This is a genomic window from Bacteroidia bacterium (assembly GCA_027493955.1).
In the GTDB taxonomy this organism is placed as follows: Bacteria; Bacteroidota; Ignavibacteria; order SZUA-365; family SZUA-365; genus JAOSJT01.
The window spans coordinates 1,056,704-1,076,460 of the sequence record JAOSJT010000001.1 but is presented as its reverse complement, the minus strand read 5'-3'; the positions used below and the strand labels follow the sequence as shown (position 1 = coordinate 1,076,460).

Sequence of the window (19,757 nt, the reverse complement as noted above, 5' to 3'; positions counted from 1 at the left end):
CCGCCCGAATTATCTGTGTAATATTCCTGGACTCCGGTACTACAACCGGAATCCAGGAGTTTGACGTCATGAGATACGTGTCAGGTTCATGTTGCCGGATAAATCACTCAGCGCAGAAGCGTCATGCGCCGCATCACCGAGTAGCCGTCAACCGTAAGCTTCGCTATATAGTTGCCGCTGGCCAGACCCCTTGCATCAAAGGTAACGCTATGCGAACCCGCTTCGCAGTCACCTTCCTTTAACGTCGTCACGATGATTCCGAGATTGTCGTACACCCTGAACGTAACGAATGAGGAGCGGGGGAGATAATAGCGCAACGTTGTCACGGGATTGAACGGATTGGGATAGTTCTGTTCCAGGCGAATATCCGAAGCTTCGGGAGTCGCGACATGCATCTCGGACTCGCTTTGCGCCTTCGGAAAGACAACGGTAGAATCCCGCTCGATGTTGTAGTAGTCCGCCACGGCAAATTCAGGCGCTGATACATTGAACAGCGGACGCATGCGGAGACGAACATTTCTGTCGGAATACGACTGCAACGATTTGTACACTGTAGTGATGTTTCTTCCAACCTGTAACGCCGATGGATCGATGTTTTCAATGATTTCGAGCACATTGCCCGTTCCCGCATCGAGCAGTTCGATGTATACGGCATCTACGTCGGGACCGCCGAGTGTCACAAGTCTCTCGCGCAGAATGCTGTATCGCAGCACGGATTGTGCGTTGGGTACAAACTCATCGGAGAGGATGTAGGAGCCAACTCCGGCCGGCGAAATGGCCGTGCCCGGTTTCGGGAGTTGATGCCAGTCTATCGGTTCATCTCCTGTTGGGCGCTGCATAAGCATGTTACCGAGACCGAGCCCAACCCATGCTGTATCCTCCCGCAACCACAGCACCCGTGAAGCGAGAAGATCGTTGCTGGCGGAGGCCTTGTTCAGTGCGTTGCGTGTGCTCCCGATCTGCTTGCACGTGCTTGCTAATGGAGTGGGTACATCATTCGACGCCAGATCGATGTAGAGTTCCAGACCCATATTCTCTGGCGGAAAAGCCACGAGAGTGGGATGTGTGGCCTGTGACACCTGTGGGTCGTTCACTTGCCATGTGCCGCAATTCACACCCACTGCGCGGGTGGAATACGAGACCGGATTTGTCGTCAGGTCGGCGACATTGAAGGCACACCGTACGTTGTCGTATGCCGCCGCGCATGGATCGCGATCGATAGACGAAAGCGAGGGAGCCCAAATGTCATTCGTGTAGTAGTTGCCGAAAAAGGACTGCATGGGCGACCAGGTAAGGCTCACGTCCATACTGAAAATGTTGATCTTGGCGTCTCCGAAGGATCCCCGCGATGGGGCGGCTACGACCCGAAGGATGTCATTCGGTGGCTGCGCATCGAAATGATACTTCGTGATGGATGGCGCACCGACATACCACTCGTTGTAACGCGGAAGCAGCTCTGGTGCGTCGAAAGCGATCTGTGGAGGGTTTGTCCACGTCTGCACCGTCATTGTCCGGGTGGCTATATCGTCACCTTCTCGCCAGGCAAGATGAAATCCACCCGGGCTCGTTGTCATGCTCGGAGTCAGGCAGGATATGCCGGATGATAGGGCGTCGGGTACTATGCCTTCGTCATACCAGGTATCGTTTTGAATGACCACGTAGAACAAATCTGTCCTGCCCTGAGCCTCATACACCAGGCAAACGAAGTCTTCGATATACGCCACGACGGGGTAGGCATGGTCCGCCGGTTCGTAGTTGATCAGTGTACAGGTTTCGAGCATGTTGAACTGCCCGGCGTGGTATTTCCCGACCTGAATCCTGCCGTCGTGTATCCAGCTCACGTAAGCGGAGTCGCCGACTGCCCACAGAGAAGGTCGGATTCCCGGGCCAAGTGGCAGTTCCCACTCCCACTGCACGGGATCGGGAGCGCTGCGCATGAGCCAGATATACTCATTGCTTTCATACACGGCCACATAGCCGTCGTTGCTCATCATGTCTACCTGACGTTGCGAATTGGCGCCGAGAGGTCCCGATGCGCTGCCGAATTGCACAGGGGTGCTGGACAGAAGATGGGTTTTATACTCGACGAGCACATCCGTTTCTTCAGTCTGAAGAACAAGGTCCTTCGTAACATAATCGGAGACAACATGACTCTGATTTACCGGAGCGTAGGTCATGATGTCGTGTTCGTTCGGGGTGCCCCGGAACTTCCAGTGCATCGCATCACCGACAGCCGGAAAGTTGCTTGCCTGCGCGAGTACCCAGGAGGAACCGTTCCATTCGAGATATTCCGGAGTGCGTATGGAGAAGTACGAATGAGCTGGGCTTGTTGGGTCCTCGCCGTCAAACAGTCCTCCCATTCCCGCAACATTCTTGAAGTTGTAGCCATTGTACGGGAAGCTTATCTGATGGAAGTCGAAGTCCGAGTACGGCCGATCATTTTGCGGCCATACAACTTTCCATGGATCACGCATTTCCACTGTGGAGGTGGACGGAGTGCCGTCGAAGCGTACTTTGCCCAGCCCCCCGGAGGTATGTTTGTGGTTGGCGTCTACTTTTGTAATCGTTGTTGCGTCCCAGTTGTGAATGACATTGTGGTAGACTTCGTAGCCATTCCAGTCATGGAACTTGTGAATCACACCTGATTCGACCGCGTTGGTGATGTTGAGACTGGGCCAGGAGTCGTGATTGGACTCCAGATCGAATTCTACCGTGGATGGAGAAGGGTAGGAGGTGGAGATGTTGTCCACAAAGATTGAACCATAATCGTTGCGTGTACCTCCCGCTTTGAGATGGAACACATTTTGCAAGGTAACGTCAACCTGGAAACAGCTCACATCCCGGCTCTCATTTGTGATTTCCCAGAGGTTGAGGTTGGTGAAGGTGACCCAGTTGCCTCCGTCGTTCCAGGCCCATGAGTACACTCCTCCGGAATAGGAGAACCGCAATTGGACATCCGGGCCGCCGGCATAACAGTGCAGGTAATTAAGGTAGCATTTGGTGTCATTGGGTCCAGTGAATTCATAGAACCCGTACATCAATTTTCCCGCACCCGCCGTATTGTCGTCGGTGAAATCCCAGAGTAATTGATCCACATTCTGTCCGTTACTCAAGGCGCTGCTCTGATCGCTGTAAAAGTACTTGTAGTTGTTGGGATCGCCGGAATCCAACAACCTGAAATTTGCGCCATACACATCTCCGTCCGCCTCAGCGCTGATGCTGACGTTATCTCCGGGTACCCCCTGGCAGACAACCTCGACTTCGTGTGTCATGAGCATCATGGTTTGCTGCGCATGCACCGTCCCAACCATGATGGTAGCGAGCAGGCAGACCGCAATAAAAAGCAAGACCGGGGAATGCGATATATCTTTGACACGCGCGTCTCCCGGCTTATATTGCGCATTTCGCTTGCCCCGACGGCAATGCTCGCGCTGGGCGTTGCCGATACCCTTCAGTTGTCCGGACGGGTGGGTGGGTGGGTGGGTGGGTGGGTGGGTGGGTGGGTGGTACAGCTCCATAACAAGGTCCTCCATGAACGTGATATGTAACACGGTACAGGCGTGTACCGCAGTATCAGCGACTACCTCCGAAGGCGGCAAGAGTACGGAACGCGGACAACTCTGAACACAAGCGACTATTGACGGGATTCAGGGAAACGCGCACCCATGCACCTTTTTCTCCGGTTATGGGACTCCGATGTCTTCCGTGGGAGCTATGTTACAATATAATTTTGCAAATGTCAAGTAATTACGACCATCCTTGTCTCGTTTAGATTCAAGCAAGTACAATCCCCCCCGGAGACACAGCCTCAACGCATTCGGAGAAGGGGGCCAGGCGGAAATGAAAGGGGTTACGCGGAGTATGTTTGTATGGCGGCACCCCGAAGCTTTTCGCATTGAGAACTCGGGGAAATCTTTTCGCATGAATCCGTCCCCAATCCGCGTCGGCCCGTGTACGAATGCGGACAAAGGTCGCACCGCCATTTCGTAGTACTTCGCACGTCCGTTTGTCTCTCGACCTGCGGTGGAGTATTTTCAACGACGTTCCACAGATGGAAAAATCCATGCAGGATGCACGATCCGCCCGTATCGACGAAGCCGCCCTGGTCAATGAAGACGCCATGAAGAATCTGCTGCGCGTGCTGCATGCGCGGGAGGAGCATGTACGTTTGGGAGGAGGCAAGAAGGCCATAGAAAAACATCACTCCCGGAGAAAACTGACGGCACGTGAACGCATCGACGCGCTGCTCGATACGGGCTCGCCCTTCATGGAAATCGGGCTGTTCACCGCCTGGGAAATGTACAACGAGTACGGTGGCGCGCCCTCGGCGGGGACGGTGTTCGGGCTGGGGTACATTCACGGTCGTCTGTGCGTGCTGGTAGCCAACGACGCCACCGTGAAAGCCGGCGCCTGGTTTCCCATCACCGCCAAGAAAAATCTGCGCGCGCAGGAAATAGCCATGGAAAACCGCCTGCCCATCATCTACCTCGTGGATTCGGCCGGTGTGTTTTTGCCCCTGCAGGACGAAATATTTCCCGACAAGGAGCATTTCGGAAGAATTTTCCGCAACAATGCCATCATGTCCTCCATGGGCATCCCGCAGATTTCCGCCATCATGGGCCATTGCGTCGCGGGAGGGGCCTATTTGCCCATCATGAGCGACGAGGCCATGATTGTGGAGGGAACGGGCTCGGTGTTTCTCGCCGGATCACACCTCGTTAAATCCGCCATCGGCGAAGAGATAGACAATGAGAGTCTCGGCGGGGCCAACGTTCACAGCTCGGTCAGCGGCGTCACCGATTATCGCATGCCCGACGACCCGAGTTGCCTCCGGGGATACCGCGATCTGGTCTCCAAACTCGGCGCCCGGCCGCGCGCCGGGTACAATCGCATTGCGGCGGTGGATCCCGCACGCCCTGCTTCGGATCTGTATGGCATAGTACCGAAAGACAGGGCTCGTCCCTACGACATGAAGGATGTGATCGCCTGCATCGTGGACGATCAGGAATTCATCGAATACAAGGCGGACTACGGACAGACGCTGGTGTGCGCGTACGCGCGCATAGACGGCTGGGCGGTGGGCATCGTCGCCAATCAGCGCACCATCGTGAAAAACGGCAAAGGCGAAATGCAGATCGGCGGTGTGATTTACAGCGACAGCGCGGACAAGGCCACACGATTTATCATGAACTGCAATCAGAAGCGCATTCCGCTGGTGTTTATTCAGGACGTCACCGGATTCATGGTAGGCAGCCGCGCCGAGCACGGCGGCATCATCAAGGACGGCGCAAAGATGGTCAATGCGGTCGCAAACAGCGTGGTGCCGAAAATCACCATCGTCGTGGGCAACAGCTACGGAGCGGGCAACTACGCCATGTGCGGCAAGGCCTACGATCCGCGTTTCATCTTCGCCTGGCCCACGGCACAAATCGCGGTTATGGGCGGAGCGCAGGCGAGCAAGACCCTGCTGGAAATCCGTCTCTCCCAAATGAAGCACAGCGGCCGGAGCATCACCGAGGAAGAGCAGCAGGAACTCCTGAAAACCATTCAGCAAAGTTACGACGCGCAGACCAGCCCCTACTATGCCGCAGCCCGGCTGTGGGTGGACGGCATCATCGATCCCGTGGATACGCGCGCTGTGATCTCGACGTGCATAGACGCCGCGGACTGCAATCCGGAACTGCGCCCTTTCAATCCGGGAGTGATTCAGACCTGATGCGGCGAGGCCAGACACGGCAGGGGGCGCTCCGGACCGGTACATTCCGCCTTGTCGTCGTACTCCCGTTGTTGTTCGTTGCGCCCGCGTCGGCGCAGCGTGTCCCAGCCGAAGACGCAATCCCATCGCTCGGCGAACGGGTCGGCGACGTCCCCTTCCCGGGCATCTGGGCGATGTTACGGAGGGCGTTGCTGCCGGAGCCGCTGGGAATCATGTACGAACTGCGGGGATACATCACCGATCTCGAGCTGACGGAGCCCAGAACGCAGGAGAGAGATCTGAGATTGCTCGACGCGTTGTTCGATCACGCGGTGTATCTCGCGGAGGGCGACATACAAGCGGCGCTGCTGGCGCTCACCTGGGCCACCTTGCCGTATCATCGCTTTCCGGCGGTGGTACCGCTGCTCGGTTGGACGATTACCGTACCGGTTTCCACAGAGAGCAGGAGCGACTTTCAGCGACGGCTGGCCAATCTGCCTGGTCTGCTGCTGCCCGATACGCCGCCTTCGCTGGATCGCGACAAGCTGCCGCATTTTTTCGGCTCGGCATATCTGCAAACCGTCGTGAATGAACCCTCGTTGGCTGACGTCCTCGGTTACGGTGTGGAGTGGTTCGAGCAGGTGTTCAAGCTCGAAGGCTTTCACGACGACCGCGACATCATGGTCAACCGCATGGGCATAGTCTTCGCCATGCAACTTCAGCGGCAGCGGGCCGTACGCCCATCGGACATTTTTCACCATTGGTCAAAAAACAATGAAAGCAGCACGCATCCTGATCGTTGACGATGAACAGAGCATACGCGAGACCTTGCGAATGACGCTCGAGTACGAAGGTTTTGACGTGGAGGATGCAGACAGCGGTCCCGCAGCGCTCGCGGCGGTGCAGCGGCGATCACCCGATGCCGTGATTCTCGACATCAAAATGTCGGGTATGGATGGTATGGAAACATTGGAACGTCTTCGTGAGAGTAATCCGACGCTTCCGGTGATTCTGCTCACCGGGCATGGGAGCATCGAAACGGCTGTGGAGGCCACGCGCAAAGGCGCGTTCGATTTTCTGACCAAGCCGCCTGACAGGGAAAAAATTCTCATCACGCTGCGCAACGCGATTACACAGACGTCATTGCTTCGCGAGAATCGCGAGATGCGCAGTCAGATCGAACCATCCGGCGAGATCATTGGTCGCTCACGCGTGATGCGTGAATTGCAGGAAACGATAGCGCGCGTTGCACCTACCGAAGCGTATGTTCTTATCACCGGAGAGAACGGAACAGGAAAGGAACTCGTGGCGCGCGCGATCCACCGGCAGAGCACCCGTGCCGGCAAAGACATGGTGGAGGTCAACTGCGCCGCCATTCCGCATGAACTGATCGAATCCGAGTTGTTCGGTCACGAAAAGGGATCGTTCACAGGAGCCACGGCGCAGCGCATCGGCAAGTTCGAGCAGAGCGACGCCGGTATTCTGTTTCTCGATGAAATCGGAGACATGAGTCTGCCGGCACAGGCAAAGGTACTCCGCATTCTCGAAGAAGGCACCTTCGAGCGCGTGGGAGGCGGCAAGAAAATTTCGGTGGACGTGCGCGTGCTGGCCGCCACGAACAAGGATCTGTTCACGGAAATTCGCGAAGGACGCTTCCGCGAGGATTTATACCATCGCCTGAACGTCATTCCGATTCATGTGCCCCCGTTGCGCGACCGTCGGGAAGACATTCCCGACCTCGTCCGGCATTTCCTCCGCGAATCCTGCAAAAAGAATAAACTTCCCGAACGGAGCATAGACGATGCCGCAATGGAGCGGCTGTGTGCCATGCAATGGCCGGGTAACGTGCGGGAATTGCGCAACGCCGTGGAGCGACTCGTGATCATGGTTGCACAGCATATCGGCAGCGCGGACGTGGGGCGCTACGTTCTGGGTAGCGTCACCCCGGCGGACGACGCTCTTCCGATGGACATGAATTTTCAGGAGTTCAAGGACAGGGCCGAGAAGTTGTTCATTCAACGGCAGCTCGATCGCTATGACTGGAACATCAGCCGCACAGCGGATGAACTCGGCATTCAGCGCAGCCATCTTTATTCCAAGATCAAGAAATACGGACTCGAACGAAGCTGATGTTGAGAGAAGCGGGGGAGAGCAGCCTGAGAAGGTGCTTCAGTTCGGCCTGTCCCATTCGGGGACATCTTTCGAGCTGTCCGGCATGGAAAGCGTTTCGAAGCGGAGAATCAGATTGCGATAGATGGAGTTGAGCGCGCCGCTGTCGTCGGCGAGCTCGCGCGCGGTGGCGAGCAGAGCCGTGCTGTCGGTGTTATGCGCTTTGAGCAGCGAGTCCACCGCCTTGCGCATGGCCAGCGTGTCCTCGCGGTGCAATTCTCCCAGAAAGAGGATATCGCCGTATATTTGCTCGAACTTCTCTTCCGGCAGCCGGGGTGTTTCCCCGCCGCCGCATCCCCACATGGAGCACACACAGAACATGCAGGCCAACAAGAGCGGCAGTCCGATATTTCCGAGAGCAGACAGATTTCTCATCGCGATTACATTGATTTGGGGGTCCACCTTCAGCGTGACGAAATACACGCTGAACGATCTGCCGCCTATGGTGTTGCAGGGTGCGCGCTTCGCACTCGCGGCCCTGATGGTTGGAATCTACACCTTCCGGGACATACGGACAACTACCAGGGCCTCACTCAAAGCCGGGTTGATACTGGGTGCGCTGCTCGGAGGCGGTTTCGCGTTGCAGACCATCGGACTCGTGCAGACCACAGCGTCGAAAGCCGGATTCCTCACCGGGACCATGGTCGTCTTTACACCGCTGCTGCAACTGGCCATCGAGCGACGCATGCCGTCGTGGGGAAACATCCTTGGTGTACTCATCGTGGCAGCCGGGCTGTACCTGTTCACCAATCCCACCGACAGCACCTTCAATCAGGGTGATTTGCTGGTGTTGCTTTGTGCCGTTGTTTTCGCCTTTTACATCGTGTATCTCGACGTGTTTACGAAAAACGGCTTCGACCGCGAGATCGTATTTTATCAGTTTGTCGTGACTGCGGTGATCGGTTTTGTGCTTGCACCGTTCTTCGGCGGAGGTCCGGCGGTGTTTTCCGCTGGTGCGATAGGAGCGGTGCTGTATCTGGCCTTCTTCGCTTCCACCATTGCGATTTTCGTGCAATCGAAATATCAGCGCGAGACCACACCGACCAAGGCCGCTATCATCTTTTCCCTCGAACCGGTGTTCGCCGCCGTCATGGCGTATTTCGCACTGGGTGAAACCATGAGTACCATCGAGGTTGTCGGGGCGTCGCTGATGTTCGCCGGCCTGCTGATCTCCGAACTGCTCGCCGCGCTGAATAAGGAATAATCAGATCACGCCGCTCGCTTGCGTGTACATGACGTCCTTGACGAGCAGCGAAGGGAGGCGCATGGGAAAATAGGAGCCCGACGGAGAAACCACCTCGGGCACGGACATGTCGAGGACCTCCTTGAGCAGATACACCGGGGTTTCGCGGAGCACAAGGTTTTTCACAGCTTTGGAAATTTTCCCGTTCTCGATGAGAAACACGCCGTCGCGGGTGGAGCCTGAGAGAAGGCAGTTCCTGGGATCTACCATCCCGAGTGAGGCGAAGCCGTGCACGAGCAAACCGCGTTTGGTCTTCTTGATCAAATCCCCGATCTGCGCGTCGCCACCCTCCATGATGAGATTCGTCGGCAGGGGACGGACGTCGCGGACGCTTCCCGCTGTATCATATCTGCCCTCGGCCACATTCTCGATGACGCCGTCGCGCACCCACGTGACGGCTTTGACCTCATTGCCCTCCATGGTAAACGGCAGCGACGGGACTTCCTGATCGAACGGATCGGAACGCAGATGCACACCCTTCGCAAACATTCTCGAACCGACGAAGGTCGAACCGTCCAGGCGGCGCAGGAAGCTTTTGTCGTCCTGCACGGCGCGCATGGAAAATTGCTGCAACAGGGGCATGAGCAAGTCCGCCAAGGCATGCGGTGAGAAAATGGTCGTGATGCGCTCGGCTTTGATATCCGCGGGATGCTTCCAAAGCAAACAGCGATCCCGTACATGGGTCGCGAAAGCGGCCGCATCGAACGTGTCCAGACGGTGGCGGTACACGCGCGCGGAGGACGTCTGCAAGCCATCGCCGGAGTACGCCCGTACATCACCGTGGATGAGCGAAGACGGTTGATGAAGAAACAGTCCGTTCGAGGTTGCGACAGCCAGTACCGAGTCGCTGGTCACGAGACTGCCGCTTACCGAGAGGGCCGCCGTGCGGAAGGTATCGAGCATCTTTTCCGCGGCTGCGTTTCGCCACTCCGGTGCAATATCCTCGTTCCGCTGATGAAAGAGCGGTGCTTCGAGAACGAGGCGCGTTTCCGGGAAGGGGATAATGGTATCCGTTTCGGTGAACTGTGGGAGCATGTCTTCGAGACGGGAGAAACACCGGTCCACGGACGCGTCATCGAAGGCGGTGAGCGTGGTGGAGGCATATTTTTTTCCGCGCCTGATGCTGATCTGCACTATCCGGTCCGAAAGCTGCAACGGCGGCAGAAGGAGCGAGTCTGCGAAGCGCAGCGTGGTGGCGTTGGTCCCGCGAAGTACCGCGAAGGTTTCCTCGGCTTTCGAGCGGTTGATGATGCGGGAGAGCAGTTGCTCGGTGTCGGTGCGCGTCATGATGCATTCTCGGTTGAAGAGTACACTGGAAGGGCGCGGAACAGTGCCGCCGGGGTGGATACGGAGAAGGGTTGCGTCCACAGTGGGTAGCAGCGCTCCGGAAACAATTCGCCCGCGGTGATCGCCGTCAGCGGGCCGCCCGTCTCACCGAGACTGTTCCAGAGCTTCTCCACGGGGACCTCAATTTCGAAATCCCGTACCATGTCCGTGACCTCTCCGGCACGGATACGCCAACCCATCTGCGGTCGGATGCGCGCGATGGTGCGTTGCGGATTCGTGATAATACTTCCACGGCCGCGGATGAGTATACCATTCGGCACCGACTCGATCAGGCGTTGCAGCGTCTTCGTCCCACCGCTTTTCAGCACGATGTTGGGCATGGAGCAGTGCGGCGGCTGCCGCCAGCTATTCGAGCGCGTATGAGCAAGATGCGCCGGTACACCGCCGATTTCATCCGAACCGACGATGCGAAGGAGTTTCCCCTGATCTATCAGGGTTCCGCTGTCCGCGGGTCGTCCCGAGTCATCCCAACCGCAGGTCGCAAGTCCCCCCGGGAGAGTGTTGTCCCAGCCCAGCGTAAGAGCGGGTGACGTGATCTGTGCTGCGCCGACCATGTCCGGCGTCAACCATCTGCCTCCCGGTCGCGCGCCGTCGCGTTCGAGCATGCGGCGAGCGTCCAGATGCGGGAGCAGTGTGTCGGTGATCAAATCCCACATGACCGTCGGATCCACAACGACATCGAAGGAGCCCTCTGCGAGTGCTTCGGCTTGCAGTTTTTTCATCACGTCCTGAATGAGCGTGTCGAGTTCGCTGCGCGAGTATTCCTTCAGCAATTCCCAGCCGCCGGCCTTGGCTTCGCGCGGACTGCTGCGGGAATCCATGCGTTTCAGTGCCTGACTGAAGGCGGTCAGCGCATAGTTCTGATACAGGCTTGTCGTGGTCTGTCGCAGGCGGGTTTGCGTGCTGTTGAAAAAATCGCTGTCTGTCCTGTTGAGGAAGAGATTCGCCACCGTATGCGGGATTTGCTGCACGGTGAGAGGCGCGGTGGCTATTTCGCGAAGGAAATCGATTTTTTCCTGCAGCGGCACCTCGAAGGGATCGCGCTCCATGGGAGTGGCGTACGCGGCGGTGAGCTGCTCGGGCCGATGCATCGGATCGAAGGGGACAGGCGAAAGTTGCGATGCTGTCAGTGCGGACTGCAGCGCCTGGCGTGCCACATGCCGCGGATGTATCTCCACAGCGCCGCTGATGGCGCTGCTCGCCCATCCGCCATTCTTGAACACCCGAAGCAGGAAGCCGCGATCTTCGACATCGGTGAGTTGCGCGACGACGTCTTTGCGCAATTGCACCGTCTGCGCTCGAGTGGACAGCAGACGGGCGTCGGCATATTCGGCTCCTTGCGTCATCGCGGCATCGACCAGATCGATCAGCAGGTCGCTCTCCCGGTTTTCGCTTCGGAGCAGAGAGCGGGAAAAGATCTGCGCGGATGGCCGCAGCAGCAGACTGCCCGTCGCGGTTCCGGTGAGAGAGAGAAATGTTCTTCGGCGCATGTGTCAATTCATCGGCATGGTACAAACATCTAATGTAGTGCGAGAAAGGGAAAGTGCATAGAAGCGCTCGTCCGACGGGTGGACACACATCGCGGTACGTTGCGGTTTGGCAACGAAATACCGGCTACAGCAACGCTTCGGCAAGCACGACGGTACTCCACGGAGGCCTTGAGCCTAGGTGCTCTTCGGCAATTGTCGCATGGGAAACCCGCAGCGCTCGAGCGCCTAACCCGGTGTTTTTCAGTTTTGCTCTCCGTATCTTGAAACATGAGTTGCACCACGATGCATGTCAGTATATCGGGTTTTGTTCAGGGGGTGGGTTTCCGCTATTTCGTTCTGCGCATCGCGGAGGGGTTGAGCATCAACGGATGGGTTCGGAATTGCGCGGACGGACGCGTGGAGGTGCTCGCGCAGGGCAGGGAGATCGATCTGCGTATCCTGCTCGAGGACTTGCGCAAAGGTCCCATGCGCTCCGCGGTGGCTGACGTTCGGGTGACGTGGGAGGAGAGCGAAAATGTGTTCCAGACGTTCGAAATACGATGAATGAAGATTTTCCTTACCGCATAGGGTATGGCTACGATGTGCACCGCCTCGCTCCGGGAGAATCCCTCATCCTCGGCGGGGTGACCATTGCATCGGAATTCGGCACGGTGGCGCACTCCGACGGGGATGTGCTGCTGCATGCAATATGCGATGCGCTTTTGGGCGCGGCGGCGCTCGGGGATATCGGCGAACATTTCCCTGATAGCGAAGCCGCATACCGCGGCATTTCGAGCATCTCCCTGCTCGAGCGGAGCGTGCAGCGCCTGGCGGAGAGCGGCTATGCCATCGGCAACATCGATGCGACGCTGGTGCTCGAGCGACCGAAAATTCTGCCATACAAGCAGCAGATGCGTCAGAATATCGCCACCGCTTGCGGCGTCAGCATTTCCCGGATATCCCTCAAGGCTACAACGAGCGAGACGCTCGGCTTTGTCGGAACGGGAGCGGGCGTCACCGCCCATGCAACAGCCCTGATATTCGCAGCGAGGTAACAGGTGGAGGAAATCGTCGCTTTTCTCTCACGCATTGATGTAGTCTGGATTTACTTTGCGCTGTTTTTTTTCGCCTGGCTGGAGAATATTTTCCCACCGTCTCCGAGCGATGTACTCATTGTCGCGGCCGGCTCCATCATCAGTCTGGGAGAGGGAAGCGTACTTCTTACTCTCCTTTTCGCGACGGCCGGAAGCACCGCGGGCTTTGTGACGATGTATTCGCTCGGCAAATCCTTCGGGCATCGCGTGCTTGAAACGGGGAAAATCAAATTCATCTCGCCAGAACTCGTCGCCAAGGTTCATAGCTGGTTCGGACGCTATGGCTTCTGGGTGGTCATCGCCAATCGCTTTCTCTCGGGAACCCGCGCGGTGATCAGCTTCTGCGCCGGTATCGCGGAAATGCACTTCGGCATCACCGTGGTTCTGTCCGCACTCAGCGCCTTGCTCTGGAACGCGATTCTCATTTATGCCGGCTATGCGCTCGGCGACAACTGGAAGGATATCGGGGAGTACCTGAGCACATACAGCCGGGTGATTACCGTCTTACTGACACTCGTTGTTGCGCTCTGGGCCGTCCGTGCCTGGTGGAAATGGCGGAAGAAACGGAACGGCAACGGCCAGGGGAACGGCAACGCATGATCGAATGGCTGTACAGCATTGACCTGGCGCTTTTCCGCTTCGGTAACGAGGCGCTGGCGAATCCGCTGGGCGACTGGTTTTTTCCGACGATCACGGAGGTCAAGAATTTTTATATCATATACGCCGTCTCGCTGCTGGCGTTGATGATTTTCGGGAAGAAACGCGGGGTGATCACCGTCATCCTCCTGCTGGTCACCATCACCATCAGCGATCAGCTCAGCAGTTTCGGAATCAAGCCGCTGGTCGGGCGTCTGCGTCCCTGTCACACGCTGGAGGATGTTCGCCTTCTTGTCGGCTGCGGCGGAGGCAAGTCTTTCCCTTCTTCGCACGCGGTGAACAATTTTGCGATGGCGATACTGGTCTCGCATTTTTATCGCCAGGCGCGTCCCTGGCTGCTGCTCTGGGCGGTGCTGGTAGCGTATTCACGGGTCTACGTCGGAGTACATTATTTCTCCGACATCATCGGAGGAGCAGTTCTGGGCACACTCATTGCCGCGGGGGTAGCGTATAGCTGGGAGAAGGGATCGCAGTGGTTTTCGGATTTCATTGCCACAAAGAAAGGCAACACCGCATCATGATGACGATCACACGACGCGACGCACCGCGTAGCGAGGTAGTGCAGGAGTATTCGCGAAGCCGGAACATGCTCCTCGCTTGCGCATCCGGACTGCTGCTTGCACTCGCGTTTCCGCCCGTTCCCTTCGGCCATACGGCGCTCGTGGCGCTGGTGCCGTTTTTATTTCTCCTGGAGCGGCAGCGGAGTTTCGCCGGTGCGTTTCGTTACAGCTATCTCGCCTTTCTCGTGGCGAATTTCGGCACCATCTATTGGATCAGCGGTTGGTGGGGCGACGATCCCTGGCTCAAGGCCGCGGGTGTGGTGGTGAATCTGGTTCATCCTTTGCTGTTCACTATCCCCGGCATGCTGCTCTATTTCATCCGACGTCGTCTGGGGCCGGTGGCTATGGGAGCGGGTTTTCCTTTTTTGTGGACAACCTGGGAGTGGCTGGCGCATCTGCCCGAACTGTCCTTTCCCTGGATGCTGCTCGCCAATACGCAGACCTATGATCATATCGGCATACAGTATATCACAGTGACGGGAACCTTTGGTATCACGCTTTGGATAGCAAGCATCAACGCATTGCTCTACATCGGCGTTCGGCACATTATTCGCGGGACGTGGCATTTTCCGTCGCGTCCGGCCCTGGCGCTGCTTGCGACCGTCGTGCTGTTGCTCCTGCTTCCCAAGATCCACGGAACAGTGCTGTTGCGCAATCCCGAGGCAGCGCAGCGCACTCTGCGCATCGGCATCGTACAGCCGGACATCGATCCCTACGAGAAGTGGGGAAGCGGTGAAACACCGCTGATGAAGCTGCAGAAATTGCTTCATCTCTATGATTCTCTCGCGCAATTCCAACCCGATCTCGTGCTGATGCCCGAAACAGCCATACCGTTCCGCATTCTTCAGGCCACGTATCGCGAGGAGTGGCTGGAGCTGCGCCGCAGGGTAGACAGTTCCGGCGTCGCGCTGCTCACCGGATTTCCCTACACGGTATTCTATGACGATCCCGAAACGGCGCCCGGAAGCGCTCGCCGCATACCAGATACGAATATCCGGTATCATGATTTCAACGCGGCGATGCTCGTGGAGGCGGGGGAGACTGTGCCGCAGGTATACAAGAAATCCCGCCTCACACCGTTGAGCGAGCGCATTCCGTATCTCGATGCCTTACCGTTTATGCAGGACGCGCTCACCTGGGGCGTCGGCATCAGTAACTGGGGGCTGGGAAACGACACTACCGTGTTTACCCTGAACAACCGGCCGACACGCGACGGATTCTGGGCGATGATCTGCTACGAAACACTGTATCCGTCGTTCGTCGCGGGCTTTGCCGCGCGCGGTGCGAATGCCTTCGGGGTGATCACGAACGACGGCTGGTTTGGCCCGACCTCCGGCCCGTATCAGCTGCAACGCTACACGGTGCTCCGGGCGATCGAGAATCGTCGCGCTATCGCGCGCTGCGCGAACAATGGCGTGAGCTGCTTCATCAACAAATACGGCGAGGTGCGGCAGGAGACGAAGCTGTACACACAAGCCGCCATTCTCGATGAGGTGGAGTCGACCGACGAAATCACCTTCTACGCCCGCCACGGCGACTGGCTTCCCATTGGAACCACGGTCGCGACAGGATTACTGCTTCTTCTTTCATTCATCGCGGTGCACTACAAAAAATGACTTCCCATCCGATTGACCTCCGAAGCGATACGGTTACCCGGCCGACGCAGGGCATGTACGCGGCCATGGTGTCCGCTCCCCTTGGCGATGATGTGTATGCCGAAGATCCTTCCGTGAACCAACTGCAACGCGATATGGCTGCGCTGTTCGGCAAGGAGGCCGGCTTGTTCGTACCGACCGGCGTCATGAGCAATCAGCTCGCCATCAAGGCCTGGACGCAACCCGGAGACGAGATCATTGTCGAAGAGGAGTCGCATATCTTCAATTATGAAACCGCGGCGCCCGCGATGATGTCCGCCGTCCAGCTCCGGACCGTACGGGGTGCGATGGGTGTGCTCGACCCTCGGGACGTCGAGGAGGCAGTGCGGCCGCCGGACTATTACTATCCGCGGTCGTCGCTGGTCTGCATCGAGAATACGCACAACCGCTGCGGCGGGACTCTGTATCCCATCGCGGAAATGCGTGCGCTGTCCGGTCTCTGTCGTGCGCGTCAGATCCCGCTCCATCTGGACGGGGCACGCATTTGGAACGCGCACGTCGCCACGGGGACGGCATTCGCGGAATTTGGAGCGGCGGTGGATTCCATCTCGATTTGTTTTTCCAAGGGACTGGGCGCACCGGCGGGTTCCATGCTGCTCGGTCCGACGGAGTTCATTGCGCGGGCGCACAAGTATCGGAAAATATTCGGCGGCGGGATGCGTCAGGCCGGTGTTCTTGCCGCAGCGGCGGCGTACGGCGTGCAGGAGCATCTGCCGCTGCTTCATCAGGATCATCTCCGTGCGCGACGTTTCGCGGAAGCCCTGCAGGATTGTACGCAGATGCGCATTGACCGCGACCGGGTGCAGAGCAACATGGTTCTGCTGGATTTTTCCGACTCCACACGCCGGGCGGAATCCGTTCAGCAAGAGCTCAGAGAACAGGGTGTTCTCATTGGTATGGGCATGGGTCGCACACTTCGCGCTGTTTTTCACATCGGCTTGTCCGATGACGACGTCGACCGCGCAATCGGGATCTGTCACGCAATTTTGAGGTAATCATGGACTCGGCACGAACTTTCCGTCATATCTGGCCTCTGCGCGTGCGTTCCTATCACGTGGATCGCCAGAATGTCGTTCATAATCTGCAGTATTTGTACTTCTTTGAAGAAGCGCGGGTGGAGTACATACGCGCGGTGGGGCTTCCCATGGATGAAGGGACCTTCCTGACGCATGATAAATTTTTCGTGGTGAAGAACTGCTGCGAGTATGCCGCCCCGGCGTATTTCGACGAGATGCTGGAGATACTGACACGCATATCTTTCATCGGGGAGAGCAGCATCGGCTTCGAACACATCGCGCGCAAGACCGATGGCACCTTGTGCGCGAGGGGAGAGCACGTCTTTGTCCACGTCGATACGGAGAGTAATACACCGAGCAGAGTGCCGGAAGCACTTCGCTCCCTTATAGCTGCGTACGAAGGCGCCATTCCCCGGAAATAACTGCCTCTCGGCTTTTTCTTTTCTCACAGCGTTGCGCGTGATCCGGAAGCAGACACCGGGGTCCGAAAATACTTCAGTCGGACATCCCGCGCGCGGCCATGTCCGACTGATGATATTGGACGAGTGATGTCAGGGCAGAAGGACCGCGCAAGCCACGGCGGTGGTCCATAATCCCAGTTTTCCTTCCGCGGACTGCGTCACATTGAAGGATTGGAAAAGTTTACCCGAGGCCTTGTACAGCTGCTCGCGCTCATCCCACGCTTTGTCGGGATCGAAGTCGACGCCGAGCGTTGTCGCAAGCATGGTGGCTGCCAGGTCCTCCGCATAGTCGCCGGCGACGCGCTGTGTTTCACCAAAGGGGTGGTGTTCGGAGAGATAGCCGTACGTTGTTCCGTCCGTGGGGATGGCGACGCCGATGGACGCGGCGACAAGGCGATTCGCTTCGTTGGTTGCGTTACGTGCCATGACGACGAAGGTGATCTGACCCGGTTCGAGCTCGCGCAAACCGATGGCTTTACTGATGCGTTTGCAACCCGGCGGATAAATGCTCGAAACAGTGACAAGATTCTGCTGCTCGAGATCTGCATCGCGCAGGGCAAGCTCGAAGGACTGCAGATAGTCCTTGTGCCTTCCGACACCTTTTGTGAAGAAAATGCGCTTCGGTACGAACAACGCTGGGCCTCCTATGGATGGATCTATGGAAGTGATGATGGACTGTTTCAGCTCCGGACGATTTTTATAAACCGTCGTTTGCCGACCTTGACGATGACTTCATCGGAATCGGGGACCGGCGTCATCGGATCGAGAATGCGGGTATCGCCGATACTGACCGCTGCCTGTTTCATCAGTTGCCGGCCTTCGCTTCTGGACTTGACAAGGCCTGCTTCAAAAATAACATCCAGCAACGAAATATCACTGTCCTTCGGGATGGGAAATACCTCGACCTCTTCCGGGGCTTGTTTGTTTTTAATGACCCGATCGAAATGCGCTTCTGCGGCGGCGGCAGCCGTTTCATCATAATACTGCGCGACAATCACCCGGGCGAGTTCGCGTTTGAAGTCCCGCGGATTTTCACCGCGCTCCATGGCCGCGTCAATATTCCCGAGTCGTTCAGCAGGGAAATCGGTGAGGAGACGGAACCACGGCAGGATCAACGTATCCGGTATGGAGAGTGTTTTCCCGTACATATCCTCGGGCGTGTCGGTAAAGGCCACGTAGTTGTCAAGCGATTTGCTCATTTTTTCCACGCCGTCTGTGCCCTCCAGCAGCGGCATGGTGAGAATGATCTGGGGCTCCTGTCCGAATTCCCGCTGTATATCTCTTCCGACGAGCAGATTGAATTTCTGATCCGTTCCCCCGAGTTCCACGTCCGATTTGACAGCGACGGAGTCCATGGCCTGCGCGAGGGGATACAGGAATTCGTGCACGGAGATCGCTTCCTGCGCGCGATAGCGTTTCTCAAAATCATCACGTTCGAGCATGCGGGCGACCGTGTACTTCGCGGCGAGCTTGATGACGTCCTCGAACTGCATCGGTGCCAGCCAGTCCGAATTGTAGACGATGGACACGCGCTCGATATCCAGCACATGCGCGGCCTGTTCAAAATAGGATTGTCCGTTCGCGCGAGTATCCTCCAGGGTGAGCGACGGACGGGTTTTGCTCTTGCCCGTCGGATCTCCGATCATGCCGGTGAAATCACCCACGATGAGGATGGCCTGATGGCCAAGGTCCTGAAACTGCCGCAATTTCCGAAGAACGACGGAATGACCGAGATGCAGATCGGGCCTGCTGGGGTCGCATCCGAGCTTGATGTTGAGCGGTGTCGCGGTCGCGAGAGAGCGTTCCAGTTTGCGCAGCAGTTCTTCTTCGGGAAGAATCTCGAACGCGCCCTTGCGGATGACGTCCATCTGTTCGTTGACGGGGGGGAAGCGGTGAGTCGTCAATGCAATCGTTCCAGGTCTCGTTGTACATCGCGTGATTTGAGGGATTCCCGTTTATCGTAAAGCTTCTTGCCTTTGCACACACCCAATTCCACCTTGAGATGCCTGCCGACGAAATACAGCTGCAGAGGAATCAGGGTCAGGCCTTTCTCATTGGTTTTTTGTGCAAGCTTGAGTATCTCCCGGCGCTTCGCGAGCAGCTTGCGCACACGAACGGGGTCGTGATTGAAAATATTGCCTTTCTCGAAGGGACTGACGTGCATATTGTACAGGAAGAGCTCTCCGGCTTCCACGGTTGCGTAACTGTCCTGCAGATTGACCTTCCCCGCACGGATGGATTTCACTTCCGTTCCCTTCAGTACGATACCGACTTCGAGCGTCTCAAGCACATGGTATTCATGCCGCGCGCGGCGGTTTACCATGATTCCTTTGACGGTGTCTTTCGGGGTTGTCATTCCTTGTCCATGCACAATTCGCAAAACAAAAGAGA

The 19,757-nt window shown here is 57.3% G+C and carries 19 protein-coding genes; 12 read left to right on the top strand and 7 right to left on the bottom strand.

From position 1 onward, the window contains the following. Positions 1–107 precede the first annotated feature (107 nt). A complete protein-coding gene (locus tag M5R41_04310; protein MCZ7555610.1) occupies positions 108–3,281 on the bottom strand; it encodes a T9SS type A sorting domain-containing protein in 3,174 nt (1,057 codons plus the stop codon). A gap of 75 nt (positions 3,282–3,356) precedes the next feature. Here M5R41_04310 and M5R41_04305 point away from each other — a divergent pair, with 75 nt between their 5' ends. From M5R41_04305 to M5R41_04290, 4 genes are all read left to right on the top strand, one after another. Continuing rightward, positions 3,357–3,548, top strand: coding sequence for a hypothetical protein (locus M5R41_04305; protein MCZ7555609.1), 192 nt, complete (start codon positions 3,357–3,359; stop codon positions 3,546–3,548). A gap of 515 nt (positions 3,549–4,063) precedes the next feature. Continuing rightward, positions 4,064–5,716 (top strand): acyl-CoA carboxylase subunit beta, encoded by a 1,653-nt coding sequence (locus M5R41_04300; protein MCZ7555608.1) that lies wholly within the window; start codon positions 4,064–4,066, stop codon positions 5,714–5,716. Then, positions 5,716–6,498 (top strand): hypothetical protein, encoded by a 783-nt coding sequence (locus tag M5R41_04295; GenBank protein MCZ7555607.1) that lies wholly within the window; start codon positions 5,716–5,718, stop codon positions 6,496–6,498. Before M5R41_04300 ends, M5R41_04295 begins: the two co-directional genes overlap by 1 nt. Next, positions 6,470–7,825 carry a sigma-54 dependent transcriptional regulator gene (locus M5R41_04290; GenBank protein MCZ7555606.1) on the top strand — a complete coding sequence of 452 codons (1,356 nt, stop codon included), beginning with the start codon at positions 6,470–6,472 and terminating at the stop codon, positions 7,823–7,825. Before M5R41_04295 ends, M5R41_04290 begins: the two co-directional genes overlap by 29 nt. 39 nt (positions 7,826–7,864) lie before the next feature. On the opposite strand, the gene M5R41_04285 is transcribed toward M5R41_04290, so the two are convergent. Beyond that, positions 7,865–8,239: a hypothetical protein gene (locus M5R41_04285; protein ID MCZ7555605.1), complete on the bottom strand. Its 375-nt coding sequence runs from the start codon at positions 8,237–8,239 to the stop codon at positions 7,865–7,867. Positions 8,240–8,273: 34 nt separating this feature from the next. On the opposite strand from M5R41_04285, the gene M5R41_04280 reads away from it, so the two are divergent. Continuing rightward, on the top strand, positions 8,274–9,068 hold the full coding sequence (locus tag M5R41_04280) for a DMT family transporter (protein MCZ7555604.1): 795 nt from the start codon (positions 8,274–8,276) through the stop codon (positions 9,066–9,068). On the opposite strand, the gene M5R41_04275 is transcribed toward M5R41_04280, so the two are convergent. Together M5R41_04275 and M5R41_04270 are read right to left on the bottom strand one after the other, a co-directional pair. Next, a complete protein-coding gene (locus M5R41_04275; GenBank protein MCZ7555603.1) occupies positions 9,069–10,394 on the bottom strand; it encodes a metallopeptidase TldD-related protein in 1,326 nt (441 codons plus the stop codon). Continuing rightward, positions 10,391–11,944 (bottom strand): metallopeptidase TldD-related protein, encoded by a 1,554-nt coding sequence (locus tag M5R41_04270; GenBank protein ID MCZ7555602.1) that lies wholly within the window; start codon positions 11,942–11,944, stop codon positions 10,391–10,393. The genes M5R41_04275 and M5R41_04270 overlap by 4 nt, the downstream gene beginning before the upstream one ends. Positions 11,945–12,226: 282 nt before the next feature. Here M5R41_04270 and M5R41_04265 point away from each other — a divergent pair, with 282 nt between their 5' ends. From M5R41_04265 to M5R41_04235, 7 genes are read left to right on the top strand one after another with little or no spacing between them, the layout of a single operon-like run. Further along, positions 12,227–12,487, top strand: coding sequence for an acylphosphatase (locus tag M5R41_04265; protein ID MCZ7555601.1), 261 nt, complete (start codon positions 12,227–12,229; stop codon positions 12,485–12,487). Further along, positions 12,484–12,978: a 2-C-methyl-D-erythritol 2,4-cyclodiphosphate synthase gene (gene ispF, locus M5R41_04260; GenBank protein ID MCZ7555600.1), complete on the top strand. Its 495-nt coding sequence runs from the start codon at positions 12,484–12,486 to the stop codon at positions 12,976–12,978. Before M5R41_04265 ends, ispF begins: the two co-directional genes overlap by 4 nt. 3 nt (positions 12,979–12,981) lie before the next feature. Further along, a complete protein-coding gene (locus M5R41_04255; protein MCZ7555599.1) occupies positions 12,982–13,617 on the top strand; it encodes a DedA family protein in 636 nt (211 codons plus the stop codon). Beyond that, positions 13,614–14,195 (top strand): phosphatase PAP2 family protein, encoded by a 582-nt coding sequence (locus tag M5R41_04250; protein MCZ7555598.1) that lies wholly within the window; start codon positions 13,614–13,616, stop codon positions 14,193–14,195. Before M5R41_04255 ends, M5R41_04250 begins: the two co-directional genes overlap by 4 nt. Beyond that, entirely contained in the window at positions 14,192–15,850 is a 1,659-nt protein-coding gene (gene lnt, locus M5R41_04245) for an apolipoprotein N-acyltransferase (protein MCZ7555597.1), read from the top strand. The genes M5R41_04250 and lnt overlap by 4 nt, the downstream gene beginning before the upstream one ends. Next, on the top strand, positions 15,847–16,884 hold the full coding sequence (locus M5R41_04240; GenBank protein MCZ7555596.1) for an aminotransferase class I/II-fold pyridoxal phosphate-dependent enzyme: 1,038 nt from the start codon (positions 15,847–15,849) through the stop codon (positions 16,882–16,884). The genes lnt and M5R41_04240 overlap by 4 nt, the downstream gene beginning before the upstream one ends. 2 nt (positions 16,885–16,886) lie before the next feature. Continuing rightward, positions 16,887–17,327, top strand: coding sequence for an acyl-CoA thioesterase (locus M5R41_04235; protein MCZ7555595.1), 441 nt, complete (start codon positions 16,887–16,889; stop codon positions 17,325–17,327). 129 nt (positions 17,328–17,456) lie between these two features. On the opposite strand, the gene M5R41_04230 is transcribed toward M5R41_04235, so the two are convergent. From M5R41_04230 to smpB, 3 genes are read right to left on the bottom strand one after another with little or no spacing between them, the layout of a single operon-like run. After that, positions 17,457–17,999: an arginine decarboxylase, pyruvoyl-dependent gene (locus M5R41_04230; protein MCZ7555594.1), complete on the bottom strand. Its 543-nt coding sequence runs from the start codon at positions 17,997–17,999 to the stop codon at positions 17,457–17,459. A gap of 47 nt (positions 18,000–18,046) precedes the next feature. Continuing rightward, positions 18,047–19,234: a tyrosine--tRNA ligase gene (gene tyrS / locus M5R41_04225; protein ID MCZ7555593.1), complete on the bottom strand. Its 1,188-nt coding sequence runs from the start codon at positions 19,232–19,234 to the stop codon at positions 18,047–18,049. A 32-nt stretch (positions 19,235–19,266) separates the two neighbouring features. Then, positions 19,267–19,722: an SsrA-binding protein SmpB gene (gene smpB / locus M5R41_04220; GenBank protein ID MCZ7555592.1), complete on the bottom strand. Its 456-nt coding sequence runs from the start codon at positions 19,720–19,722 to the stop codon at positions 19,267–19,269. Positions 19,723–19,757: the final 35 nt, after the last annotated feature.